The organism is Prevotella sp. lc2012 (assembly GCF_900107065.1).
GTDB lineage: Bacteria > Bacteroidota > Bacteroidia > Bacteroidales > Bacteroidaceae > Prevotella.
In genome coordinates, this window is sequence record NZ_FNUF01000001.1 from 45,254 (window position 1) to 70,958 (window position 25,705).

The 25,705-nt window shown below is 47.8% G+C and carries 22 protein-coding genes; 7 read left to right on the plus strand and 15 right to left on the minus strand.

Annotation, left to right across the window (positions count from 1 at the left end; translation table 11 throughout):
* The first annotated feature begins 14 nt into the window (after positions 1-14).
* The 7 genes from BLU99_RS12355 (at position 15) to BLU99_RS00220 (ending at position 6,367) form a co-directional block, all read left to right on the plus strand.
* The gene (locus BLU99_RS12355) at positions 15-275 is read left to right on the plus strand and encodes a winged helix-turn-helix domain-containing protein (RefSeq protein WP_255397432.1); all 261 of its coding nucleotides are present in this window, start codon (positions 15-17) and stop codon (positions 273-275) included.
* A gap of 105 nt (positions 276-380) precedes the next feature.
* Entirely contained in the window at positions 381-1,205 is an 825-nt protein-coding gene (locus tag BLU99_RS00195) for a MerR family transcriptional regulator (RefSeq protein WP_091899181.1), read from the plus strand.
* A gap of 616 nt (positions 1,206-1,821) precedes the next feature.
* On the plus strand, positions 1,822-2,625 hold the full coding sequence (locus tag BLU99_RS00200) for a type IV toxin-antitoxin system AbiEi family antitoxin domain-containing protein (protein ID WP_091899182.1): 804 nt from the start codon (positions 1,822-1,824) through the stop codon (positions 2,623-2,625).
* Positions 2,622-3,425, plus strand: a complete 804-nt coding sequence (locus tag BLU99_RS00205; RefSeq protein ID WP_091899183.1) for a nucleotidyl transferase AbiEii/AbiGii toxin family protein — start codon at positions 2,622-2,624, stop codon at positions 3,423-3,425. Before BLU99_RS00200 ends, BLU99_RS00205 begins: the two co-directional genes overlap by 4 nt.
* A 32-nt stretch (positions 3,426-3,457) precedes the next feature.
* Entirely contained in the window at positions 3,458-4,330 is an 873-nt protein-coding gene (locus tag BLU99_RS00210) for an RES family NAD+ phosphorylase (RefSeq protein WP_091899184.1), read from the plus strand.
* 18 nt (positions 4,331-4,348) lie between these two features.
* Entirely contained in the window at positions 4,349-5,512 is a 1,164-nt protein-coding gene (locus BLU99_RS00215) for a hypothetical protein (protein ID WP_091899185.1), read from the plus strand.
* Between the two features lie 207 nt (positions 5,513-5,719).
* Positions 5,720-6,367: a hypothetical protein gene (locus BLU99_RS00220; RefSeq protein WP_091899186.1), complete on the plus strand. Its 648-nt coding sequence runs from the start codon at positions 5,720-5,722 to the stop codon at positions 6,365-6,367.
* Between the two features lie 371 nt (positions 6,368-6,738).
* Here BLU99_RS00220 and mnmE read toward each other — a convergent pair whose 3' ends face one another.
* The 15 genes from mnmE to BLU99_RS00295 all read right to left on the minus strand — a co-directional run bounded on the left by mnmE (position 6,739) and on the right by BLU99_RS00295 (position 25,704).
* Positions 6,739-8,109, minus strand: coding sequence for a tRNA uridine-5-carboxymethylaminomethyl(34) synthesis GTPase MnmE (gene mnmE / locus BLU99_RS00225; protein ID WP_091899187.1), 1,371 nt, complete (start codon positions 8,107-8,109; stop codon positions 6,739-6,741).
* A gap of 40 nt (positions 8,110-8,149) precedes the next feature.
* Positions 8,150-9,025 (minus strand): nucleoside phosphorylase, encoded by an 876-nt coding sequence (locus BLU99_RS00230; RefSeq protein WP_091899188.1) that lies wholly within the window; start codon positions 9,023-9,025, stop codon positions 8,150-8,152.
* Positions 9,026-9,039: 14 nt separating this feature from the next.
* Positions 9,040-10,209 carry a hypothetical protein gene (locus tag BLU99_RS00235; protein ID WP_091899189.1) on the minus strand — a complete coding sequence of 390 codons (1,170 nt, stop codon included), beginning with the start codon at positions 10,207-10,209 and terminating at the stop codon, positions 9,040-9,042.
* Positions 10,210-10,212: 3 nt separating this feature from the next.
* Positions 10,213-11,007 (minus strand): PP-loop family protein, encoded by a 795-nt coding sequence (locus tag BLU99_RS00240; protein ID WP_091899190.1) that lies wholly within the window; start codon positions 11,005-11,007, stop codon positions 10,213-10,215.
* A complete protein-coding gene (locus tag BLU99_RS00245) occupies positions 10,994-13,375 on the minus strand; it encodes a bifunctional dihydroorotate dehydrogenase B NAD binding subunit/NADPH-dependent glutamate synthase (protein WP_091899191.1) in 2,382 nt (793 codons plus the stop codon). The genes BLU99_RS00240 and BLU99_RS00245 overlap by 14 nt, the downstream gene beginning before the upstream one ends.
* Positions 13,376-13,410: 35 nt before the next feature.
* The gene (gene serS / locus BLU99_RS00250; protein ID WP_091899192.1) at positions 13,411-14,736 is read right to left on the minus strand and encodes a serine--tRNA ligase; all 1,326 of its coding nucleotides are present in this window, start codon (positions 14,734-14,736) and stop codon (positions 13,411-13,413) included.
* 245 nt (positions 14,737-14,981) lie between these two features.
* A complete protein-coding gene (rpmA, locus tag BLU99_RS00255) occupies positions 14,982-15,245 on the minus strand; it encodes a 50S ribosomal protein L27 (RefSeq protein WP_091899193.1) in 264 nt (87 codons plus the stop codon).
* A 19-nt stretch (positions 15,246-15,264) separates the two neighbouring features.
* Positions 15,265-15,582, minus strand: coding sequence for a 50S ribosomal protein L21 (gene rplU, locus BLU99_RS00260; protein WP_091841744.1), 318 nt, complete (start codon positions 15,580-15,582; stop codon positions 15,265-15,267).
* A gap of 463 nt (positions 15,583-16,045) precedes the next feature.
* The gene (locus BLU99_RS00265) at positions 16,046-17,779 is read right to left on the minus strand and encodes an ATP-dependent DNA helicase (protein ID WP_176770997.1); all 1,734 of its coding nucleotides are present in this window, start codon (positions 17,777-17,779) and stop codon (positions 16,046-16,048) included.
* 4 nt (positions 17,780-17,783) lie between these two features.
* A complete protein-coding gene (locus BLU99_RS00270) occupies positions 17,784-20,267 on the minus strand; it encodes a transglycosylase domain-containing protein (RefSeq protein ID WP_091899892.1) in 2,484 nt (827 codons plus the stop codon).
* Positions 20,268-20,283: 16 nt separating this feature from the next.
* Positions 20,284-21,204 carry a tRNA (adenosine(37)-N6)-dimethylallyltransferase MiaA gene (gene miaA / locus BLU99_RS00275; protein ID WP_091899195.1) on the minus strand — a complete coding sequence of 307 codons (921 nt, stop codon included), beginning with the start codon at positions 21,202-21,204 and terminating at the stop codon, positions 20,284-20,286.
* A complete protein-coding gene (lpxA, locus tag BLU99_RS00280) occupies positions 21,191-21,964 on the minus strand; it encodes an acyl-ACP--UDP-N-acetylglucosamine O-acyltransferase (RefSeq protein ID WP_091899196.1) in 774 nt (257 codons plus the stop codon). Before lpxA ends, miaA begins: the two co-directional genes overlap by 14 nt.
* 16 nt (positions 21,965-21,980) lie before the next feature.
* Positions 21,981-23,363 (minus strand): bifunctional UDP-3-O-[3-hydroxymyristoyl] N-acetylglucosamine deacetylase/3-hydroxyacyl-ACP dehydratase, encoded by a 1,383-nt coding sequence (locus BLU99_RS00285; RefSeq protein ID WP_091899197.1) that lies wholly within the window; start codon positions 23,361-23,363, stop codon positions 21,981-21,983.
* A gap of 19 nt (positions 23,364-23,382) precedes the next feature.
* Positions 23,383-24,432 carry a UDP-3-O-(3-hydroxymyristoyl)glucosamine N-acyltransferase gene (gene lpxD, locus BLU99_RS00290; protein ID WP_091899198.1) on the minus strand — a complete coding sequence of 350 codons (1,050 nt, stop codon included), beginning with the start codon at positions 24,430-24,432 and terminating at the stop codon, positions 23,383-23,385.
* A gap of 45 nt (positions 24,433-24,477) precedes the next feature.
* Positions 24,478-25,704: an HD domain-containing protein gene (locus BLU99_RS00295; RefSeq protein ID WP_091899199.1), complete on the minus strand. Its 1,227-nt coding sequence runs from the start codon at positions 25,702-25,704 to the stop codon at positions 24,478-24,480.
* Position 25,705 lies beyond the last annotated feature (1 nt).

A 25,705-nucleotide genomic window follows, 5' to 3' on the forward strand; every position in this document is an offset into this window, starting at 1 on the left:
ATAACGGCCTGTGCATGAATCTCGACAAAAAAGCGGTGACTGTTGATGGCAATCCCGTCAATCTGACCCGCACCGAGTTTGATCTGCTCCAACTGCTTCTGACCAATCGCGGAAATGTACTCTCCCGCAGGCAACTGATGGATACGGTCTGGGCAGGTGTCATCGTGACAGACCATACCATCAATGTCAATATCACTCGCTTGCGCAAAAAACTAGGACCATATGCCCAAAACATCATCAGCCGTACAGGTTTCGGATATTTGTTTGAGGAGTAGAGGGGTATACTGATGTGTTAAATTAATGTTAAATTCTTTGTTTCTCTTGACTCGTCCCTAAGGGAAGGTTATAACTTTGTAATCGCTTAGCAAATTATCGCGCGAATGAGTTATAAAACGAAATTAAAAATCGGAGAGTTCTCACAGTTGATGCAGGTCACAGTAAAGACCTTACGTCATTATGAGCAGAAAGGACTACTTGTGCCTGACGAGGTAGATGAGTGGACGGGCTACCGTTATTACAGTATAGAACAGATGCAGAAGTTGCAGACCATCCGCGATCTGCAACGACTTGGTTTCTCGTTGGATGAGATCAAAGACTTATGTGATTCATATTCGCATACGCCCAGTATCCGCCAGCTGACTGAGAAGATAAAGGAAACGGAGGTTCAACTGCAGAAACTGATAGCCCGTCGTAACCGACTGCTTGAATGGAGAAATGCTCGCAAAAAAATGAAGACAATGGAAAAATTCAGTATTCAGTCACTACCAGAGATTATCGTGGTAAGTCATCGTGAAGTTCTACCCAACTATGCTGCCATAGGTCCTATGTATGTCAAAAAGATTGCTCCAGAGATGCAGCGTATGGGTTGCAAATGTCCACTGCCAGGTTACTGCTTTACCGTTGAACACGATAAGGAGTACAAACCGACAGATGTCGATATCGAGTATTGTGAACAGGTGATGGAGATGGGCGAGGATAGTCCTATCATCCAGTTTAAACGTCTGCCTGCTGTGCCAAAAGCCCTTTGTATGAAACATGTTGGTCCGTATGAGCGCTTTTACGAATCGTTTACCGAGGCCTTCCGTTATATCGAGGAACAGGGTTATAAACCTGTCGGCCAGCACCGCACCTGTTATATTGATGGCGCCTGGAATCAAGAGAACCCAGAAAAATGGCTATCAGTCATTCAGATTCCAATAGAATAAGATAGGTGATCATGTGTGGACAGACTTCTATTTCTTTGAATATAAACGCCATTAGCATGGCGATGTAAGGCATCTGCGGAAGTAAACAAAATTTACCTAGTGTTCGAACAATCCTGAGAACCCCGTTTTTAGGGCGTTTCAGCGCCCTCGGGGTTTCCTTCGGGGAAAGTCCGACTTTCCTCCGACGAAACCCTCGTTTTCCTCCGAGCAAAGTATGACGTTGCAGGAAACCTTCTGTAGCCTTGTCTTCAGAAGTCCAGATTTTGTAAATTTATTCTGTCAATATCCTCCTTGATGTCATGGGCATCGGTAGACAAATAGACAAGTAGACAAAATGTTTTTGTCTACTTGTCTACTTGTCTACTTCCTATCTTTTCCTAACGGTGTTGACTTCGTACGGATATTGTTTACTCTTCATATTTCTTTTGTTTACAAATGTGATGATAAAAAGGTTATAACAATACAACCTTTTCAGGCATATTCTGCATGCTTTTTGCTTTCAAGTTCGCTAAAAATGCGAATTTGGAGATAAAATTCTATAAAATAGAGTGATTTTAGGCGAAAACAGTACAAAGCTAATATTTATTTTATTATATTTGCACCAAAATTACTCAGTATGACATTACAAAAGTGGATTGAAGATAGAGCTATTCATGGTTTTCCTACGTTTTCTATTGAGGATGTAAGGGCTGCTGACTTGTGTTCTTCTGAACAGATTCTTCAAAATGAACTTTCCAGACTTAGTTCAAACAAGACTATAGCCAGTGTATATAGAGGGTATTACGTTATTATTCCCACTCAATATGTGTTGCGTGGATCTGTGCCAGCAACCTATTATATTGATCAGTTAATGTCGTATCTGCAAAAGCCTTACTATGTATGTATGCTTAGTGCAGCAGAGCTACTTGGCGCTGCTCATCAACGTCCCCAGCAATTCTCTGTTATGACGACTTTTCCTAAGCGTCGGGTCGTCTCTACTCGTAATGTGACCATTGATTGGTATTATCGGGATGGACTGCCAGAGGAAGCCCTGATTACAAAGAATACTGAAACGGGAACTATCCGTATATCAAATCCTCTTCTAACCGCCGCTGACTTAGTGCAATATCAGCAACATGTGGGTGGATTGTCGCGAGTCGCCACCATACTTGAAGAACTTTCAGAGCAGATTGACATTAATAAGCAGTTTGCGCCACTTGCAACTTATGTGAAAAAGGTTGTATGGCAACGACTTGGCTATATACTTGAAAATGTTGTCGGGGAAAAGAAGTTAGCAGATAAATTGTATGAACAGCTTCGTACATCATCGGGTTATTTCAAATATCAACCTTTGAGTACATCGGCAGAAGATAATCCATCTGTCAGAGACAGCCGGTGGAAGATAAACATAAACGTAGAAATAGAAACAGACGATATATGATTAACAGAACAGTGATACAACAGTGGAGTGAGCATGCTCCATGGATAGATAATGCGCAGATAGAGCAAGATCTGATTATATGTCGTGCCTTGGTTTCCATCTTTAGCGATGAGTTCCTTGCATCGCAGTTGGCATTCCGAGGTGGAACAGCCCTACATAAACTCTATCTCTCGCCTCAGCCACGCTATAGTGAGGACATTGATTTGGTTCAGGTTACTCCTGGACCTATCAAGCTTATTATGTATCGATTGGGCGAAGTTCTTGATTGGCTGCCAGACAGGGTAACTAAGCAGAAACGATACAATAATACTATGTTGTTCCGCGTGGAGTCTGAAATACCACCTACGGTACAGATACGTCTGAAAGTTGAAATCAATTGCTTCGAACATTTCAATGTACTTGGACTGACAAAGATTCCGTTCAAAGTGGAGAACTCATGGTTTACGGGTGAAGCAGAACTGACGACCTATCATTTCGAGGAATTGTTGGGAACCAAACTTCGTGCTCTTTATCAGCGCAAGAAAGGTCGCGACCTCTTTGACCTTTATATCGCTTTACAGCGCAAGGATGTGGATGTTGATAAAGTCCTTCAATGCTACAAGAAATATATGGAGTTTGTCGTGGACAAGGCTCCGTCTTACAAGCAGTTTGTCAACAATATGCAGGAAAAGATGGAAGATCCAGAGTTTACCAATGATATGCAATCTCTCTTGCGTCCGGGTATAACATTCAATGCGAGTGATGCTTATCCATTGATTTATGAGACCTTTATTGATAGGATGGAGGGAAAGAGAGATTGAATAATCATGTCTATATATCAGACAAAATCAAGATGAACAATACTGAATCTACTAATCGTGAAAGAGCCTTGCAGTTATGGACTTCCTTTCGAGATGAGGTGATGTATAACCATAGGTTTTATCCTTCTCATCCAGTACTGGATAAACTCGCTGTTTTTGCAAAGCAAAATGAACTGACGGTAAAACCTGGTGAGATTTATTATCGGGCCAGAATCATTGATGATAATGCTCTTGCTGAACATATGATAGGAATTTGTTACGGTCTGGGGAAGACGGAGGATGAGCGTAAATGGTACAGAAATAAGGCAAATAAGTTTAGAGGTTTGTCAAAGGAGGGCTCGTATGTGCCACCAAACCCAGATTTGATTAGAGACGGCCGTTCGAATGCTAAGTTCATTCGTTTCTTGTATATGGCAGAGAGCCCGACAACTGCAGTTTTTGAGGTTCGTCCACTTTTGCGTTGTGCAGTCAATGTGGCAGGAATAGAAGTTAAGGAACAACTGTCAATTGCAAATATTGCAGTGAATATTGCCTTCGATCCCGAGAAGGATAATAGCGAAGATGAGTGGTTGTTGTATTTTGTACAGTTGGCATTCTCGACTCCCACTAATAATCCGAACGATTATATCCCATCTCAAATTATTGCAGAATACTTACGGCAACAGGGGTATGATGGAATTAGATATGGTAGTTCACTGCATAAAGGTGGGTACAATTTGACTGTATTTGATGTTACGAAGTGCGAAGCAATATTCTCTACGGATCTAAGACTTGAGGAAGTGAAAATGAGCTTGCGACCTGCTTTCGGCGCAGAAAATATTGATGGAAGATTTGAGTATATAAGGGACAATGTTCCAATGAGGATGGATTGGGATAGTGGGAAGCTGATAGAGGCTAAAGTTTGAATTAAAATAAGTATAGATATGTTCAATAAGATTCTTATAAAATCAGGTTCTAATGTGGCAGAACGATATCTATCCATTGCAGATGTTGTAGATATGATGTTCTACTTTAACGAAGTGCATGTTGTCATTTCTCAGTTTGAATTGAAGCAATTGCTTGCAGTATTTGGTGAAGACATTTTTTATGAATTAATTACGTCAAAACGCTTAATTGCTCACCTTTGCGATCAACACATAGGTGCTTCCAAATATGGGGAGTTGGATTCTGTAGGTTTGTTTCGCCATAATTTCCGTTCTTTTGATGAGCTTTTATTTAATTTTCATAAAGAAACGACCAATGATTTCAAGGAGAATAAAAGATTTGCAGACAGATTCTCTAAAGTCTTGTCTGAATACCGCTATCCCAAAGAAATAAATGATTCATTGTACAAAGATGTTGAGAATGAAGATTTATTGTCGAAGGTAACACAAGTCTTTATTAAACAATATTATCCAAATTATCGGAACGTTGAAGATATTCATATTAAGGCAGTCCCATCCGCATCTTCCTTTATGACATTCTATAAAATAGGTGGTAATCTTCGAATAAATGAATTGAATGAAATGCATTATCAGAATGGATATTCTGGTGCATTTGGGTATTCTACAATTCTAATGGCATTAGGTGAGACCCATATGGATTGTTATTTGGCCTCGGAGTTACAAGCAGAAATGATGGTGAACCAGCGTTGGAGTGAAGTGTATAAGCTCCGAATAAATGAGAGTATAAAACAGATAGATAAAACTATAGATGATATAGATCATTTCCATGAAATGACAGCCAATGATTATTTATCTCCAGGGCAGTCATTCGTAGATGGCTTGATTACCCCAAAAGAATTAGTTAACAGCATGAATAGTGACGATAGTATTAAATTTCGCGAGTGGCTTTCGAAAATCCCGCAAGGTCAGCCAATATCTGGCGAACTTTATAAAGCAATACAAAATCAAAATAGCAATAAATTATGGGTTAAAGGAATAAGAACTTTTGCACAAATTGTTACGGGGAGTATTCCAATAGTAGGCTCATTTGTAAGTGGAGCACTTACTTTTTTAGATGGATTTGCTGGCGATAAAATAATCAATGGTTGGCAACCATCAATGTTTGTCAATAGAGTATTGACTAAGGATCAATTCAAGAAATAAAAAGTCAAAAGGTGTTTTTGAGTTAAATATGGACAAGGGTACATACAATATACGTAGTTCTTTCAGTTGATAAATCAAAGTTTTATAAATAAAGAGTATATGAATATTTTTAAATCATTACGCATTTATGCTACGCAGAATGGAAAACTATACAATTCTTTGAAATTGTGGTCTGAATCCGTGTCCAGTGATTTAAATGAGAGCAGTATGACATGTTATCCAAATGGCATTACTGGTTTCTCATTTGGCGATCGTCTTAATGCTATCATCTACATTACTCTTGCTTATCTGCATAGAAAAATATTTTTTGAAGAATGTCAAGATAATAAAATTCTGCCAATACCAGAGACAGATTATAATTATTGGAAAAAGATTATAGATTCATCAATAGAGGCTCAACAACTTTCTTCATCCAAGGATCCTAAGTATAATGAATTATTATCGGACTTGTTTGGTGCTGTATATGACTATCGGGATTGGCAATCCTTTATAAGCAGTACAATAGGTGATTTTGAAGATGATGACGACGAAACTGTTAAGGCTTTCTCATTAATGTTTTCCAAATACCATACATATACTGATGATTTTAATTATCAGGTAAGAGAATTGTCGAAAGAAGAAATTGATTTTCTCAATCATAGCACCTTCTATAAATTTGGAGTATTTGATTTCATATTACCACAGTCAGTTGAAAATGATTTTGAAGATATACCATTTATAGACAGATTATATAGACGATTATACTTTCCTGTATGGGACAAGAATAGTAAATACAAGCATGGTGACATTGTGTTTGTAGATGAAAATTCTCAAGTTATTTATAGTAAAAGCGATGCTTGTTTGATTCTTATTTGACAAAGCTGCAGATGGCGAATAAATGGGGGGGGATTATTGATAAAAGCCTCTGGATGTGATATCATCATCTTTAAATACCATAGTGCTGAATGCAGAGATTTCAAAAGAAGGTGGCGCTTTACATTGTTTAAGCAGGAATGTATATCTTCCAAAATCACATGTGAAGACGTAAATCACCACCTATGAGATATTTTTGTCCCTCGGCTATTTTCGACTATCTCGGGGGACAACCGGGGGACAAAATGGGTGATAATCTGCAAATATCGAAGTTAAAATTCAAAAATCTGCAAAAATAGGCACAATTCTTAATGCTTGAAATAGAGCGAATTACGAGCTGTATTTGCAGATAGTATGCTTTTCTTTGCAAAAAATCACTTTCCCACGCAGAAGTTTTTAAAGATATTTCCGAGGACTTCGTCTGTGACGATGCGGCCTTGGCCGGTGATGTCGGCAAGGTCGTCTAAGACAAGTCGCAGATCTTCAGAGATGAGGTCTCCGCTAAGGTCTGACTCAAGGCCTGAGAGTACCCGTGAGAGGTTGTCGTGGGCCTTGGTAAGTGAATGGTACTGTCGGGCTGAGGTCACGATGATATCCTGCTCTGTGAGTTCCGGGATGTCGGCTGATTTGAAGATGGCGCTTTCTAATAGGTTGATGTTGGAGCCGTGTTTGGCAGAGATATTGATGACGGTCATGTCTTTCAAGGCTGGAAGCGTTGAGGCTGCATCATCCGAGAGCTGTGCGATGTCTATCTTGTTTCTGATGATAATCAGTGACTTGTCTTTCGTCCGTTCGAGCATTTCGTGAATGTCTTCTGTGGCAGGGTTGGAATCGATAATCCATAGTATGATTCTGGCTTTATCGATAGCGGCATAGGTGCGCTGGATACCAATCTGTTCTACCTCATCTGTGGTCTGACGAATACCTGCTGTATCGATAAACCGGAAGGTGACGCCATTGATATCAATCGTGTCTTCAATCGTGTCTCGGGTGGTTCCATGTATGGAAGAGACGATAGCTCGGTCGTCGTGGAGTAAACGGTTGAGGAGGGTCGATTTTCCAACATTAGTTTTGCCGACGATGGCTACGGGAATACCGCTTTTCAGAACCTGACCAGTCTCGAATGAATGGGCGAGGGATGTGATGCGATTGTCTATTTTATTCGCAATGTCCAATAACTCGCTACGATCGGCAAATTCCAGGTCTTCATGGTCTGAGAAGTCGAGTTCGAGTTCGAGGAGGGAGGTCAGTTTTAGCAGTTGTCCACGAAGGTTCGCAAGCTCTGATGAGAAGTGTCCTCGCAGTTGGTTCAGTGCGATGTCGTGTGTGGCCTTATTGGAAGAGGCTATCAGGTCGGCAACGGCTTCTGCCTGTGAGAGATCCATCTTGCCATTGAGGTAAGCTCGCTGGGTATATTCGCCTGGTTCTGCCATGCGGCATCCATTCTGAATCAGGAGTTCAAGAACCTTATTTAAGATATAGCGTGAACCGTGGCACGATATCTCTACGCAATCCTCACCGGTATAGGAGTGGGGAGCACGGAACATGCTCACCATACATTCATCGACGATCTCTGTGTCGTCTTTGATATAGCCGTAGTGAATGGTGTTGGCCTCTGCCTCGGAGAGGTCTTTGGAGAAGATATGAGAAAGAATCTCAAGCGCCTGATGGCCTGAGATCCTTATTATACCTAGTGCGCCACCAGGGGCGGTGGCCAGAGCGCAGATCGTCTCGTTGATATTCATTTCTTCTTAGTCCAAGTATTAGCAAAGATGAATGTCGGGATTATATGCGATCAAGAACTTTCTGGATGAGGGTATCTATACTGTTCTTATATTCCGTGTTCATCTTTTGGGCATAGCGGTTGGCAATGACCATGCAACAAGTCATGGCACGGTGCCCCAGTAACGAGGCCATTCCTGCCAGTGCAGAGGATTCCATCTCGAAATTGCAGATCTTCATGCCATCGTATTCGAAACTCTCGATCTTCTCGTTCTGCTTGGGGTCTTCGAGGTCTGCACGAAGCACACGTCCCTGAGGTCCATAGAAGCCCCCACAAGAGATGGTGTAGCCACGTACCATGTCGTCTTTGGCTATCTGGTCGATGAGCTGGGCATCGGCAACAGACACATAGGGCGACCCTTTGATGGGGTTCCACTGCATGTGCTGTTTGAAAGCCTCTTCGAGCTTCAGGTCACATACCTTATTACGATTGGCATAGTAGTTCAGCAGACCGTCAAAACCTATACTCTTCACGCTGGCCACAAAGCAACCGGTTGGGGTGTTAGGCTGAAGACCGCCACAAGTGCCGATGCGCACCATCGTGAGTGTGCGGTGCTCGCTCTTTTCCTCACGGGTGTGATAATCGATATTGGCGAGTGTGTCAAGCTCATTAGCTACGATATCTATGTTATCGCAGCCGATGCCATGACTCTGTACTGTGATGCGCTTGCCTTTATATATACCTGTGATGGTATGGAATTCGCGGCTGCTGACCTCGCACTCCTTCGTGTCGAAGTGGTCTGCTACTGTATCTACACGGGCGGGATCGCCCACAAGGATAATCTTGTCGGCCAACTGCTCTGGCTTCAGATGCAGATGGAAGCATGAGCCGTCTGCATTGATGATCAGTTCTGATTCTGGAAAATGTTTCTTACTCATAGACTTGATATGTTTTAGTTAATAACTTTTACTTCTTCGTTGCGTATCTGTTTCTCGAGCGTCTTTACACGAGTGTTGAGTCGTTGCAGTTCTTCCTCGGAGCGGAGCATATCTTGGCGTAAGGCCTGTCGTTCTGCGCTATCTGCCTTGGCATAGTAGTCGCGCGACTTACCGAGTCTATCCTCGAGATCCTGTTGTAGTTTACGGGCAGATATGAGTTGCTTGTAGAGCGAGGCGGCCTTGGGAGAACGGAAATCACTGGCATCGGAGTAGGTGAGGGCATCACTGACGACGAACACGGGGTTGGCACCTGTGTGCCGACGGGGTGAGTCGACAGAGACATTGGACTTGCCATTCATCGAACTCATACGCGCGAGTGCCTTCTCTCGCTCCTTACCATCGCCCCACGTGTCGGCGATACTTGTGATGTTGGCGAAATCGCTGATCTGTTGCTCCGTATATACGGATGAGTCGTAGGTCTTACGACTATCAGCAGGGATAAACACATAGACACAAACCTTGTCCTCGGGTTGACGACGGTCGCTGACAAAGTAACCAATCCGGTTGGTCTCGTCGATGGCAAACATATAGTCGTTGGCCTCTGAATTAAAAGGCATGCCGATGTTCTCTGGTTTTAGAAAACGGTTACTACGAGAGTCGTAGCGAGTGAGGAAGATGTCATAGCCTCCGATACTCTCTTCGCCTTTACCGGCAAAGTAGAAGGTGACACCGTCAGTCAGCATGAAGGGGAACGAGGCTTCGCTGATGCCCTCGCTGATACCCTGAAGGGGAACTGCCTGACTCCATTCGTTACCCAACTTGTCGCTCGTGTAGAGTTGTTGACGCAGACTGTCGTCGGGTAGGGAGAAATAGATCTTGTTGCCCATCTCATTTCGGAAGAGATAACCCTCCACAGACTTACCGAAGAACTCCTGGCAAGTGGTGAGCGTACCTGTCTCGGAAGAGAGACGGAACACCGTCAGAAAATGCTCCTTGTCTGTGACAACGCTGTCGATGATGATAATCTGCTGAGTCATCTCACGCATGTTGGTGATGCGGGGATCCTCTTGTGGTACCTCGATAACGGGCTCTTTCTTCAACACACGCTTCTTACGCTTCTGAGCACATAATGAGAGTGGCAGAAGTACGACGAGCGTGAGTATGGCAACCTTCCTAAGATTCATCTTCTATTCCTCCATAAGTTTGTTGTCGGCCTCGAGAGCTCCCCAGATATTGTAACGTACCTCAGGGTTCATCTGCTCGAGTGCATCGTATAGTTGTTTGATGTCCGTGCGATGCGAGTAGGTCTCGTAGGGACAGAGCTTCTGCTGTTTCTGATATCCCTGCATCTCTGCCCATATCTTGATGTCGGTCTCTGGAATCAGACACAACGGACGGATGATGGTCAGCGGCATCTTTCGCATCTTCAGACTCACGGGCATTGTGGCGAAACGGGCTTGGTAGGTGAGGTTCATCAGAGCAGTGTGAATAATGTCGTCCTGATGGTGACCCAAGGCTATCTTATTACAACTCAGTTCTTGAGCGAGGTTGAACATGATCTTACGACGGTTCCATGAACAGAGGAAACAGGGCTGCTTCTGCTTGCGCAGGCGAGCGGTGGTTTCTGTGGACTGCTGTGCCGCAGTTGCTTGCTCAACAGCATCGATCTCAAAGCGGGTTGTTCTCACATGGAGCCTCACCCCTAGGTCATCGCAGAACTGTTGCAGATAGCTGGTGTCCGTCTCGTAATGGATGTTATCCATCCTTACGTGTAGGGCTTCTACCTCGAATCGTGGGTGACTGATCTTAGCGCGCTTCGCTAAGAGTTCCGTCAGCAGGAGCGAGTCCTTGCCACCGGATAGTCCCACGAGGATATGATCATCATCTTCTATCAGATGATAAGCAACCATCGCCTTGATGAACCGCTCTTTTAAACGGTGCTCAAGGCGACGGTACTCTTTATTCTGATTAAGCTTCTCCACGAAGATGCTTATCCATGTTCAAGGCTGCACGGCGACCGTCGCCCATGGCGAGGATCACTGTGGCACCACCGCGCACGATGTCACCTCCGGCGAAGATCTCTGTGCGAGATGACTGCATGGCTTCGTTGACGACAATGGTGTTCTTGCGGCCTAATTCCAAGCCCTCAATACTCTTTGGCACGAGTGGGTTGGGGGATACGCCAACAGCGACGATGACCTGATCGACATCGAGTGTGACGGTTTTTCCCTCAACGGGGACAGGACTACGGCGGCCTGATGCATCTGGCTCGCCAAGCTCCATCACCTGAAGTACGGCTTGTTTAACTGCGCCCTGCTCATCGGCGATATACTCAATCGGATTATGCAGTGTCAGGAACTTGATACCTTCTTCCTTGGCATGCTTCACCTCCTCGAGACGGGCAGGCATCTCTACCTCTGAACGACGATAGACAAGTGTTACATCAGCACCCAGACGCTTAGCCGTACGACAAGAGTCCATAGCGGTATTACCACCACCCACTACGAGCACGCTCTTGGCGGGGTTCAATGGGGTGTCGGTGGTAGGATTGGCAGCATCCATCAGATTCACACGTGTGAGATACTCGTTCGACGACATGATGTTGATGCTGTTCTCACCAGGGATATTCATGAAGTTGGGCAGACCGGCACCAGAGCCTACAAAGATACCTTTGAAGCCTTGTGCCTCCAACTGTTCTACGCTGATAGTCTTGCCAACGATGACGTCGGTCTGGAAGTGAACACCCATCTTGGCGAGATTTTCAATCTCAACATCCACGATCTTGTTGGGCAGACGGAACTCGGGGATACCATACTTCAGCACACCGCCAATCTCGTGCAGGGCTTCGAACACGTATACGTCGTAGCCTTTCTTCACCATGTCACCAGCGAAGCTCAGTCCCGCAGGACCAGAGCCTACGACTGCAATTTTAATACCATTGGCAGGGGCAATCTCAGGCAGAGAGATATTTCCGCTCTCACGCTCGAAGTCGGCAGCGAAACGCTCCAGATAGCCAATAGCCACAGCGGGTTCGTTCATCTTCAGATGGATACACTTGCTCTCACACTGCTTCTCCTGCGGACAAACACGACCACAGACAGCGGGTAGGGCTGAGGTGCTCTTCAGTACCTTGGCAGCAGCCAGGAACTCTCCACGCTCGATGTTCTTAATGAACGACGGGATATTGATGTTCACAGGACAACCCTCTACACAACTGGGCTTAGCGCAGTCAAGACAACGCTTGGCCTCTGTCATGGCCATTTCCTTGGTGAGCCCGATGTTAACTTCCTCAGTACGCGTTGTGGCACGATATACGGGATCGAGTTCTGGCATGACAACACGTTCTATCTGTGTGCGCTCTTTGGGCTTCATCGAAGCACGGAGCTCCTTGCGCCACTCGGCATCACGGTTGGTCAAGACATCGAGAGATTCTTCTCCTTTGCCTCTCTGTGAGGATGAATCATCATGACCCTTGGCAGAAACAGCTGTTCCTTTCCCTTCTGAGAGAGGCTGAGAGTTGTTCTCGTCCAGATGCTCTTCGAAGTGAGCTAACTCTTCCTGCTCCTCACGCTTGAAGGTGCCCATACGCTTGAACATCTCGTCCCAATCGACCAATGCACCATCGAACTCTGGCCCATCAATACATACGAACTTGGTCTTGCCTCCGATGGTGAGTCGGCAGGCACCGCACATACCTGTACCGTCTACCATGATGGTGTTCAGCGATACCTCACAGGGGATATTGTGCTTCTGTGCCGTGAGGTTCGAGAACTTCATCATGATTGGGGGACCGATAGCGAACACCTTGTCAACATGCTCCTGTTCGAAGAACTTCTCCATGCCGACGGTGACAACACCTTTCTCACCGTAGCTGCCGTCATCGGTCATGATAATGACTTCATCAGAGCTCTCACGAACTTTATCCTCGAGTATGATGAGATCTTTTGAACGGCCGGCCATTACGGAAAGCACACGGTTTCCTGCTGCCTTCAACGCCTGGATGATGGGGAGCATGGGAGCCACGCCAAGGCCACCACCTGCACATACGACTGTACCGTATTTCTCGATCTTCGTAGGATTACCCAGAGGACCAACCACGTCAGTGACGTAGTCGCCTACATTGAGCATACATAGTTTTTGGCTAGAGAGCCCCACCTTCTGCACCACCAAGGTGATGGTACCTTTCTCAATGTCTGCAGCAGCGATGGTCAGCGGCATGCGCTCACCTTTCTTGCCTACACGCACAATAACGAAGTTACCTGCTTTACGGCTCTTCGCAATCAGTGGAGCTTCGATCTCGAAAAGAAAAACGTTTTCAGAGAATTGTTCTTTTCTTACAATCTTGTTCATATCGGTCTTTGTTTAGTAATGGTATGTGGTTAGAATTATTTGTCGTTGATGATATCAAAACCGCAATAAGGTATGAGGGCCTTCGGGATGCGAATGCCTTCCTCTGTCTGGTTGTTCTCCAGAATAGCGGCCACGATACGTGGCAGAGCGAGAGCAGAACCGTTGAGCGTATGACAAAGCTCGGGTTTCTTAGTCTCAGCATTACGGTAGCGGCACTTCAGACGGTTAGCCTGATAGGTGTCGAAGTTCGAGACAGACGAGACCTCAAGCCAACGGCCCTGGGCCTCGGAGTAAACCTCAAAGTCATAGCAGATGGCGCTAGTAAAGCTCTGATCGCCACCGCAAAGCAGCAGGATCCTGTAAGGGAGCTCCAGCTTCTTCAGCAGTCCCTCGACATGTGCTAGCATCTCCTTGTGGCTCTCCTTAGAGTGGGAGGGCTTGTCGATGCGTACGATCTCAATCTTTGAGAACTCATGCAGACGGTTCAGACCGCGTACGTCCTTACCGTAGCTGCCGGCCTCACGACGGAAGCACTGTGTGTATGCGCAGTTCTTTATAGGCAACTGAGCCTCGTCAAGGATGACGTCACGGTAGATGTTCGTGACGGGAACCTCTGCTGTCGGAATCAGATAGAAATCGTCAATCTCACAATGATACATCTGCCCTTCTTTGTCAGGCAGTTGACCAGTACCATAACCAGATGCCTGGTTGACCACCGTCGGAGGCATGATCTCTGTGTAACCAGCCTTGCGGGCTTCGTCAAGGAAGAAATTGATGAGGGCTCTCTGCAGTTGGGCACCCTTACCGATATATACCGGGAATCCGGCACCCGTGATCTTTACACCAAGATCGAAGTCGATTAGATTATATTTCTTAGCGAGCTCCCAATGGGGCAGGGGATTGGCGATACCCAGTGAGGGGTTCACATCCCAGTTGCCTACCGTATCATTGTCGGTGCACTCTTTCAGGTTGCTCTTCACGACACGGTTGTCCTCAGCGGCTTTTCCCTCAGGAACCTCGTCGTAGGGGATATTCGGAATCTGACACAGCATGGCGGTCATCTCTTCCTGAGCTTTGGCCATAGCCTCGTCCAGATCTTTCGATTTCTCTTTCAGCTGAGACACCTGAGCCTTCACCTGCTCTGCCTCGTCTTTCTTGCCCTCTTTCATGAGCCGACCAATCTGGCCGGACAACTGCTTCTGCTCGTTTAGGCATTTGTCGAGCTCCTGTTGTGCTTCGCGACGCTTCTTGTCGATGGCGAGCACTTGGTCTATGGCCTCCTTAGCTCCAGTAAAGTGTTTCTTTTCCAAGCCGCGGATCACGCGCTCGGTTTCCTCATTGATGAGTTTGAGTGTTAACATGTCAAAATACGTATTTTAATGATTATAATCTCTTTTAGCTGCAAAGATACGAATAAATGAGCGCAAAAACAAAGAAACTTGTTTCTTTTTTTGCCGAATGAGAGTATCTTCACCGTCTTAGACGGCAAAGTCGCAAATATAATACTGCAAAACCAAAGAAACAAACAAAAAAGGCAGAAATCCCAAATCTCTTATGAGAAATGGGATTTCTGTTGTTTGTTTGGAATAAGTGTTATTTGTTGGTCTTAAGCCTCTGCGTTTGGAATAACAGAGACAACGCTCTTGTCGCGCTTTCCCTTGTGGAACTCAACAGTTCCATCAACGAGAGCGTAAAGCGTATCGTCCTTACCAATAGCTACGTTGTTACCGGGGTTGTGCTTGGTACCGCGCTGGCGAACAATGATGTTACCTGCGAGACACTGCTGACCACCGAAGATCTTGATGCCAAGTCGCTGAGCTGCTGACTCACGGCCGTTCTTAGAACTACCTACACCTTTTTTATGTGCCATTTCTTGTTCCTCCTACGTTTTAAGCGATTACTGACTTGATTTCTACCTCAGTGAACTGCTCACGGTGACCATTGCGCTTGCGAGAGTCCTTACGACGCTTCATCTTGAACACGATGACCTTGTCGCCCTTTACCAGTGGGTTCACTACTTCACATACTACTTTTGCACCCTCTACGGTCGGTGCACCTACCTTCACTGCACCGTCAGCATCTACGAGCAGTACCTTGTCAAATTCAACAGTCTTACCGGCCTCGGCATCCTTGATGTGGTGCACGAAGAGCTTCTTACCCTGCTCTGCCTTAAACTGCTGACCCTGAATTTCTACAATTGCGTACATTATATTATTATTGTATTTAGGGGTTTTCTCCGCGAGGCGGCACACGTCCGTGCACACTTGTCTGAGCCCCAACGGGATAAATCGGGCGCAAAGGTACAAACTTTTATCGAACATTAGACATTGAATATGGTTTAATGCGATTAGATTTAGGAAAGTTTAACATAATGCGGGCGGACAAAAAATAAAGCGACGACTTTCGCAAGTGATCGCTCCATATCTTCAATAGGTATTAGTTTTCTAAGGTAAAAAGATTGTTTTCAGGATAACAGTTGCAAAGGTAACGTTTTTTTTGATATCGCCAAAATTTTTCCTTATTTTTTTTAAACAAAATCATCTGTGTGGGTGCACATGGCCATATTTTACCATGCTTTAACATTTATATATGCGCAAACGATTGATTTTTAGAGAAGAATAACTATCGTGTTTTAAATAATATTAAACGACTATTATCAAGTCTCTATCCTTACTGTTTTTGTAGTTTCTTCAGTCTTCTTCTCGCATCGTTGGCATCGGGATAGAGTTCCAATGCTTTCTGATAGTTTCGGATGGCTGCATCGGTCATGTGCTCATGCTCACATTCCCGTCCAAGGATCGTGTATTCGGCCGCTAAACGTTTCAGTTGTTCGTTCTTCGCATGTATCTGCTCTTTCAGTTGGATGAGCTCTGCCTTCTGACGGTTGATAATTTCCAGTTTCCGACGGATAAAACGTTTAATATGAGGCTTCTCGATGTCGTAGCGGCTGTGGATGGCTTTGTAGAAATGATCCAGAAATGCTCCGAAGTCTCCTTGGTTAAAGGCTGTGATGGCATCATGGTATTCGCGGTCTGCCTTACCTTCCTGCATGGCTTGTTCTATCAGTCGTTGGTCGTTATAGTGGTTTGCAAACTGCACCACCTCGCTTCTAACGAAGATGTCTGATTGACGTAATGGTGCCTTGAGGGTGATGCCGTCGAGTGAGGTACAGCGTGAGAGAGCGACATAGGTCTGACCGCCAGCGAAGGCGCCACCCCCTCCAAAGTCGATGCTTACCTGGTTGAATGTCAGTCCCTGACTCTTATGGACGGTGATGGCCCATGCCAGACGAATAGGAAACTGGGTATATGTGCCCATCAGCTCCTCTTCGATCTTCTGTTCCTTTTCGTTGAAGGTATAGCGCATGTTCTCCCATATTTCGCGTTCCACGTCATACTCCACACCCTCTTCATTGACGATGCCGATGATACCTTCTTCCTCATCGATATAATCGATGATGCCAAGACTGCCGTTTACCCAACGCTTGTCTTTGTCGTTCTTAATAAAGATTACCTGTGCACCGGGCTTGAGCTGTAGTTCCATCGGGGTGGGGAGTGATGTCTCAGGGAAATCACCTTTGATGGTACCGTAGAAGATAGAGGGATCACCGTCGAGGGCGGCGAGATGCCGTTCGTTGGTATAGTCGACGATATCACGCCGTGTGGCGATGGTGATAAGGAGCCCGCCCTCACTCCCTTCCCGTGGGGAGGGGCTGGGGGTAGGTCTAACCCTTGTGTTGAGCGCATGAAGATCTGCGGCGGTGGCAGTATTCGTGCGGATGCGGTCGAGGATGGCAATAAATGCATCGTCGCTCTGACGATACACCTTGCGCAGTTCTATCGAGACGATAGGCATCTGCTGCCATACCTTGGCATTAAAGAAATAAGCACTTGGATAGAATGGTTGGAGCAGTTGTCGGTCTTCATCTTTCACGACCGGTTCCAACTGATAGATGTCGCCCACGAGCAGGAGTTGTTTGCCACCGAACGGTTCCGGATTGCGCGTGTATATGCGTAGAACCTTGTCTATAAAATCAATAATGTCTGCGCGTACCATACTGATCTCATCGATGATGATGAGTTCCACCTCACGGATGAGTTTCCGCTGTGCCCCCGTGTATTTCAGGGTCTCTTTGATATGGCGGTAGCTGAAGCGGGAGTCGTTGGGTAGGAGCGGATGAAAGGGGAGGCGGAAGAAACTGTGGAGTGTGGTGCCGCCGGCATTGATGGCGGCAATACCTGTCGGGGCTAATATGACATGTTTTTTCTTGGTGTTGGCCGCGACGTAACGTAGGAACGTAGATTTACCCGTCCCTGCCTTTCCGGTTAGAAAGAGCGAGCGACGGGTATAGTTAATAATCTGTAGGGCATCTTGCCATTCCTTGTTGTCGAGGTCAAGCTCCATACACCTAAATATGTTTCTTTTCTTCTGTGGCCTCATTGTTCTGCTGAGGAGCAGGTGTGTTGTCGACCTCGTCGGGCTCTGGTGTCTTGACCGGACGCTGCAGCGGATTGCCGAAATCGTCGAGCAGAATGTCCTCACCATCCCTCATGTCGAGGGCCAGGGTGTCCACACCGATAGAATCGGAATCGGCCGGGGCCTTGAAGTAACCACCGCAACTGTACATGTCGGGTGTCAGACTAGCATCCTTAGGTGCTGCGAACTTACCGTGGTAACGCTTGAAGGCAGGATCATCGAGCACCGACTGTAGGAAGTAGCCGCAGATCGGTAGAGCCGTTCGGTTTCCTTGTCCTAACTGTCCTGTACGGAAATGAATACTACGGTATTCACCGCCTACCCACGCACCGACCACCAACTTTGGACTGACACCGACGAACCAGGCGTCGGAGTGGTTGTTGGATGTTCCGGTCTTACCGCCGAAGTCCGTGTCACTGGCATGGCGGCCCACAAATCCCATCAGACGCGAACTGGTGCCGCTCATACCACCAGCCAATAACTGTTGTACGAGATACGCACTCCGGTAGGGGATGGCCTGTTTTTGTTCAGTGGGCGCTGTATAGATCTCCTTGCCGTCGCGGTCGAGGATACGTATCACAAGGACAGGGTCGTGGGCCTTTCCGTCGTTCATCGGTGTGCAGTACGCATTTACCAGCTCCAGAAGGTTGACGTCGCTCGATCCTAAGGCGAGCGAAGGAGTGGCGTTCAGCTCACTCTTGATACCCATGTCGTGTGCAGTCTTGACGATGCGCTCGATACCACATTCCTGTCCCAGACGGACGGCCACGGAGTTGATACTCATGGCGAAGGCTTGTTTCAGGGTGATGTCAGCCCCAGAGAAACGACCGTCAGCATTAGTGGGTGCCCATGTCACCTCCTGACCGTGATCCATCACCTTCATGGAGAAATACTCGTCCTTGCGGGTATCACAAGGCGTTAGTCCCTGGTTCATGGCCTCGGCATAGACGAAGAGCTTGAACGTAGAGCCTGGCTGTCTCATGGCCGTCACCTTGTCGTATTTCCACGAGTTGAAGTCGATGTCGCCTACCCAGGCCTTCACATGACCTGTCTCTGGTTCCATAGCCACGAAACCGCAGTGCATGAAGCGGACCATATAACGGATGGAGTCCATCGTCGACAACTGCTTCTCAACCAGTCCCTTCTCATAGTCGAACACCTTCACAGGGTGCGGCAGGTTCAGGTAGTGACTGATGGAGTCCTCATTGCCGTCGTATTTCTTCGACAGGTATTTGTATACTGGCTGGCGCTTGGCGATATCCTCAATGAAATGTGCTATTTCCACATGCCGTTCATCCTGCCAAGGGTTGGTGCTACCCCAGTGACTGTTGAAGGTCTTCTGTACCTGCGACATCTGTTTGGTGGCTGCCGCCTCGGCATATTTCTGCATGCGGGTATCGAGGGTCGTGTAGATCTTCAGGCCGTCGGTATAGAGGTCGTAGCCGTTGTCCTTACACCACTCCTTCAGACTGTTGGCAACAGCCTCGCGGAAATAGTTGGCCTGTCCGTCGTAGGCTGTTTCCACACTGTAGTCGAGTTTGATGTCCAACTGCTTCAGCGAGTCGCACTCAGCCTCCGTCAGATCGCCGTGCTGTCTCATCAGATCCAGTACGATATTACGACGCTTCAGGGAGTTCTCCGGATTGATCAGCGGATTATAATAGGTGGTAGCCTTCAGCATACCCACGAGTATGGCAGCATTCTCGGTTGTCAGCTCCTTGGGCGAACAGCCGAAGTATGTCTTACAAGCTGTCTTGATGCCAAAGGCATTGGAACCGAAATCCACGGTATTGGCATACTGCGTGAGAATCTCCTCCTTCGTGAAGAAGAACTCCAGCTTATAGGCCGTGATCCATTCCTTGCTCTTCATGATGAGCATCTTCAGACCGGGGATATAGCCCAACAGGCCGGTGGAATACTCTGAACGCGTACGGAACAGGTTCTTGGCCAACTGTTGGGTGATCGTCGAGGCACCACGGGCATCGTGGTGGAGGACATACTCTTTCAGTACAGCAGCAAAGGCGGTGTAGTCGATGCCGTGATGATGGAAGAAACGCTCGTCTTCTGTGTCGACCAAGGCTTTCCAGAATACCGGGTTCACCTCGTCGAACTTCACAGGGGTACGGTTCTCACTGAAGAACTTACCGATCATCACGTTATCGGCACTGTAAATTTCCGATGCCTGACTGGGACGTTTGTGCTTGATGGTTGACATGGATGGCGACTTACCGAAGAGCCATAGGAAGTTGATGTCTACGGCACCCAGATAGAGGAAGAACGCCACGATCAGCGAAACGATGACCGTCAGGGTCTTGAGATACCAAGGTTTCCCCCGATAGAGTTGCTTGTACCATGTCCAGAAATCTTTCACTTTCTGTATAGTCTTCTGTATGATACGTTTTGTCCAAGCGTACATGTCGTTTCCTGATACGTTAACCATAGTTCTGAGATATTAAGTCGATTATTTCTTTTTCCTGGTCGGGATGAAACCATCTGATACTTTCATCCTTCTTATACCAAGTGAGTTGTTTTCGGGCATAACGGCGGGTATTGCCCTTAATACGTTCCACGGCTTCCTCCAAAGACCATCTCCCGTCGAGATAGTCGAAGAGCTCCTTGTAGCCTACCGTGTTCAGTGCGTTCATCTGTCGCATGGGGTAGAGACGCTTGGCCTCCTCCAGCAGACCGTCCTGCATCATCTGATCCACACGTTGGTTGATACGGGCGTAGAGCTCTTCGCGCGGTCGGTTCAGACCGATCTTCACGATGCGGAACGGACGCTCCTTTCTCCTTTCTCCAGCCTCTCGTTTTCTAAACGAGGTATAGGTCTTACCTGTCATCAGACAGATCTCCAGTCCGTGCACCACCCGTCGTGGGTTCTGACGGTCCACGATGGCGTAGTATTCCGGGTCCAGTGCCTTCAGTTCCTCCAACAAGGGCTCGAGTCCTTCATCAGCCAGACGCTTCTTCAGCGTCTCCCGTGTCTCATCGTCCACTGTGGGGATATCGTCAATACCGTCGCACACGGCATCGATATACATCATGCTGCCTCCCGTCATCAGAGCAAGGCCATGCGTACGGAATTCGTCGTCGAGAATCTCCAACACCTGTTGTTCAAAGAGCGAAGCACTATAATAGTCGTTCAGCGAGAGCGAACCCACAAAGTAGTGGGGTACAAATTGCTGTTGTTCGTCGGTAGGACTCGCCGTGCCGATCTTCAGTTCCTTGTATATCTGCCTTGAGTCAGCATTGATGATGGGAATGCCAAAGTACTGGGCGATGTCGAGACACAAGGTAGTCTTGCCTACAGCCGTCGGCCCTGTGATGACAATCAGCGTCTTAGCGGATGACACCTCTCTTGGAACTTTCGATAAACGAGCAGATATAATCTACTTCCTTCACGTCGGGGTATTTGGCGCGGGCCTCTGCCACACCTTCCTTCATGATGCCATGGCCATAGATGATGCGGTAGGTGTCATGGATGGCCTCGATGGTCTCGTTCGAAAATCCTCTGCGGCGCAGACCGACCAGGTTCACACCGGCATAGCGGATAGGCTCCTTACCTGCGATGACATAGGGAGGAATATCCTGTGAGGTGCGTGAGCCGCCCTGGAACATGATGTAGCCGCCCACGTGCAGGAACTGGTGGAACAGACAGCAGGCCGAGATGATGGCGAAGTCGTCGACGATTACCTCACCGGCAAACTTCGTCGAGTTACCGATGATACAACCGTTGCCAATCACACAGTCGTGACCGATGTGCATGTTCTCCATCAGCAGGTTACCATTACCCACCACGGTTTTACCTTTTGAGGCTGTACCTCGGCTAATGGTCACATTCTCACGGATGGAGTTGTTGTCACCAATCTCACAGGTAGTCTCCTCGCCCTGGAACTTCAGATCCTGGGGCTTGGTGGAGATGCTGGCACCGGGGAAGATCTCGTTGCCGTTGCCGATGCGTGCTCCGAAGTGGAGCGTCACACCGTTATATAGCTTGTTGTTGTCGCCTATCACCACGTTCTTGTCGATCACGCAGAAAGGACCGATGATATTGTTGTCACCAAGCTTAGCCTCAGGGTCAACAACAGCTAAAGGATGTATCTGATTAGCCATATTCTTACTTTGAGCTTTATTTATTTTTTACGATCTGGGCGGTGAAGGTGGCCTCGCTTACTACGTGGTCGCCTACGAATACGTAGCCCTTCATCGAGGAGATACCGTGACGTACGGGTGCGAGCAACTCCACCTTGAAGATGAGCGTATCACCGGGAACCACCTTCTGACGGAACTTCACGTCGTCGATCTTCATGAAGTAGGTCGACCAGCGCTCCGGCTCCTCTAGCGTGTTCAGTACGAGCAGTCCTCCGCATTGTGCCATCGCTTCGATCTGGAGCACACCGGGCATGACAGGCTCCTGCGGGAAGTGTCCCTGGAAGAACGGCTCATTGGCGGTGATATTTTTGATACCGACGATAGTGGTGGCGCCGAGCTCGACGACCTTGTCGACCAACTGCATGGGATAACGGTGGGGCAGGAGTTCACGGATGCGGTTCACGTCCATGACCGGCTCCTGATTCGGGTCGTAGATAGGCGCCTGGATCTCATGCTTACGAATCTCCTTGCGCATCAGACGAGCGAACTTATTGTTGATGGTGTGACCAGGACGGGTGGCCACAATACGTCCCTTGATAGGCTTGCCGATAAGGGCCATATCACCGATGATGTCGAGCAGTTTGTGACGGGTGCACTCGTTCTCCCACTGCAGGGGCTTGTGCTGGATATATCCCAGGTCGGTGGCGTCGCGATGCTCCACGTGCAACATGTCTGCCAGCATATCGAGGCGCTCCTGTGTGGTCTGGCGCTCATAGATGACGATGGCATTGTCCAAGTCGCCACCCTTGATGAGGTTGGCCTGAAGCAGTGGCTCGATGTCACGTACAAAGACGAATGTGCGGGCACTGGCAATCTCCTTGTCGTAGTCGTAAGGGTTGTCGAGAGTCGCAAACTGACTGTTGATGAACTTCGACTCGAAGGAGCACATCGCTGTGATGGTGAACGCGTCATCTGGGAGAATGGTGATGCACGAACCGGTCTTGTCGTCCTTCACCTCAATCTTCTTTCGGATGATATAGTAGTCCTTCGGTGCGTTCTGTTCCTCAATGCCCACCTCCCGAATCTTATCCACATACTGGATGGCAGAACCGTCGAGGATCGGGAACTCCGGTCCGTTCACTTGGATCATGCAGTTGTCGATGCCGAGGGCATAGAGTGCCGAGAGACCGTGCTCTACCGTTGACACACGGGCCTCGCCTTTGCCGAGCACCGTACCACGTTGTGTGTCCACCACATTCTCTGCGATGGCATCAATCACCGGCTCACCTTCCAGGTCGATACGCTGTATCTTGTATCCTGTGTTCTCGGGTGCCGGATTGAATGTTACTGTCAGGTTCAACCCCGTGTGCAGTCCTTTTCCGAACAGTGAAAAGCTGCCTTTCAGTGTTTTCTGCTTCATATCTTCAAATTTTCAGTCTTCATAATTCTGCGCCCATCTTTTCCTTGATAGCGTCGATCTCCTTCTGTAGGGCAGCAATCTGCTTGTACATATCGGGCAGTTTCGCGTCGATGGCTCTCGCCTTGAAGAAGAGCTTCGGGTCAACGGCCGGCGAACCGATCAGGGCCTCACCGTTACCCTTGGTGTTCTTGATGACACCGCTCTGGGCACCAACGAAAGTCTTATCGGCAATCTGGATATGACCGGAGAAACCGGCCTGTCCGCCAACCATGCACCAGGCACCGATCTTCGTGGAACCAGCCATACCCACCTGAGCCGACATCACCGTGTTCTCGCCGACCTCACAGTTGTGGGCCACCTGAATCAGATTATCCAACTTCACACCCTTACGGATGATGGTCTGTCCCATCGTCGAACGGTCTATACAGGTGTTGGCGCCAATCTCCACATTGTCCTCGATCACCACGATACCAATCTGTGGAATCTTCTCGTAGCCCTCTGTATTCGGTGCAAAGCCGAAGCCGTCAGCTCCGATCACACTACCGGCATGGATGGTGACGTTGTTCCCAATCTTACAACCCTGATAAACGGTGATGTTAGGGTAGAGGAGACAACCGGCACCGATAGCCACCCCGTCGCCGATGACGGTATGGGGATAGATCTGTGTGCCGTCGCCGATGGTGGCTCCGTCGCCGATGACGGCGAAAGCACCGATATAGACATCCTTACCGATGGTGGCCTTAGACGATACGCTGGCTGTCGGGTCGATGCCAGTCTTCTTAGGCTTCATCGACTCATAGAGCTGTAGCAACTTGGCCACGCTCTCATAGGCGTTCTTCACACGGATGAGCGTAGCGCTGACGGGTTTCTCCAACTCAACATCCTCATTGACAAGGACGATGCTTGATTGGGTCTCGTAGATGTAGTGGGTATATTTGGGATTCGATAAGAAGGAAATGGCTCCCGGCACTCCCTCCTCAATCTTGGCAAAGGTGTGCACGGCGGCATTCTCGTCGCCTTCCACTCTGCCTTGTATGAATTCGGCAATTTGCTTGGCTGTAAACTCCATAATTTTTAAGTATGTTCTTAATTAATTGTGCAAAGATAGCAAAAATTATTCAATTCGCTGATAACAAAGATAATATTTTCTTATTTTTTTAGAAAGTAATTGAACATTTAGCAATTCCGATGCTTCGGAGATATCCTTGATATCCCCGTTCTTGTAAAGTATTGAGATACTGTCGTCATCAACATTATACATGTCTTTCTGGATGGGATTCACGCTGATCATGTAGCGCTGTGCATCGGCCTCGGAGATACCCATCTCACGGGCGATGGTGGTGGCTAACTCATGGATCCGCTCCTCACTGATAGGATTCTCTGAGACCTCCACCTTGAAGATATGTCGGTCGAGCATGTCGGCGGCCAGCGTGGCGAGGATCTTATCGTCCGACTGTCGCCACACCTTCATAGCACTCCAGATATCGCTGTCGTCGAGGTTTTCGTAATGCTTCAGCGCCTCTTCGTCGCCACAGAACCGTTCTTTGTCCACATCGTTCTCCAAGAAGTACAGGAGCGAGGGCGTGGCGAAGAGCTTATGCCCTGCAGCGATCAGGTCCTTGGCACGTGTCAGCAGTTTGATGAGTACCTTCTCATAAGCCACACAGGTACGATGCAGGTACACCTGCCAATACATCAGTCGTCGGGTGGTCAGGTAGTTCTCCAACGAGTAGATTCCCTTCTGTTCCACCACCAGGGCATCGTCTACGACGTTGAGCATCTTGATGATACGAGCCGAACCGATATTTCCTTCTGTCACACCCGTATAGAAGGAGTCGCGCCGCAGATAGTCGAGACGGTCCATATCCAACTGGCTCGATATGAGTTGGTGGAGGAAGTCCTTCGGGTACTCGCCCTTGAAGATGGCAATGGCCAGGTTCAATTGTCCGTTGAAGTCGCGGTTGATTTCCTCCATCATCATCAGTGAGATATCCTCGTGGGTGATACCACGGAAGAGCGTGTTCTCCAGCACATGCGAGAACGGTCCATGCCCGATGTCGTGCATCAGGATGGCGGCCTGTACGGCCTCCGCCTCCGACTCAAAGATGAAGATGCCCTTCTGCTGGAGCGATACGATAGCCTCGCTCATCAGGTGGAAGGCGCCTAACGAATGCTGGAAGCGTGTATGCCGGGCACCGGGGTAGACCACCGAGGCGAGACCCAGTTGGTTGATACGGTTCAGACGTTGGAACAGGGGGTGTTCTACAATACTGTATAGCAGTCCCTTGGGAATCTTGATGAACCCGAACACGGGGTCGTTGATAATCTTGACGTCGCTCACT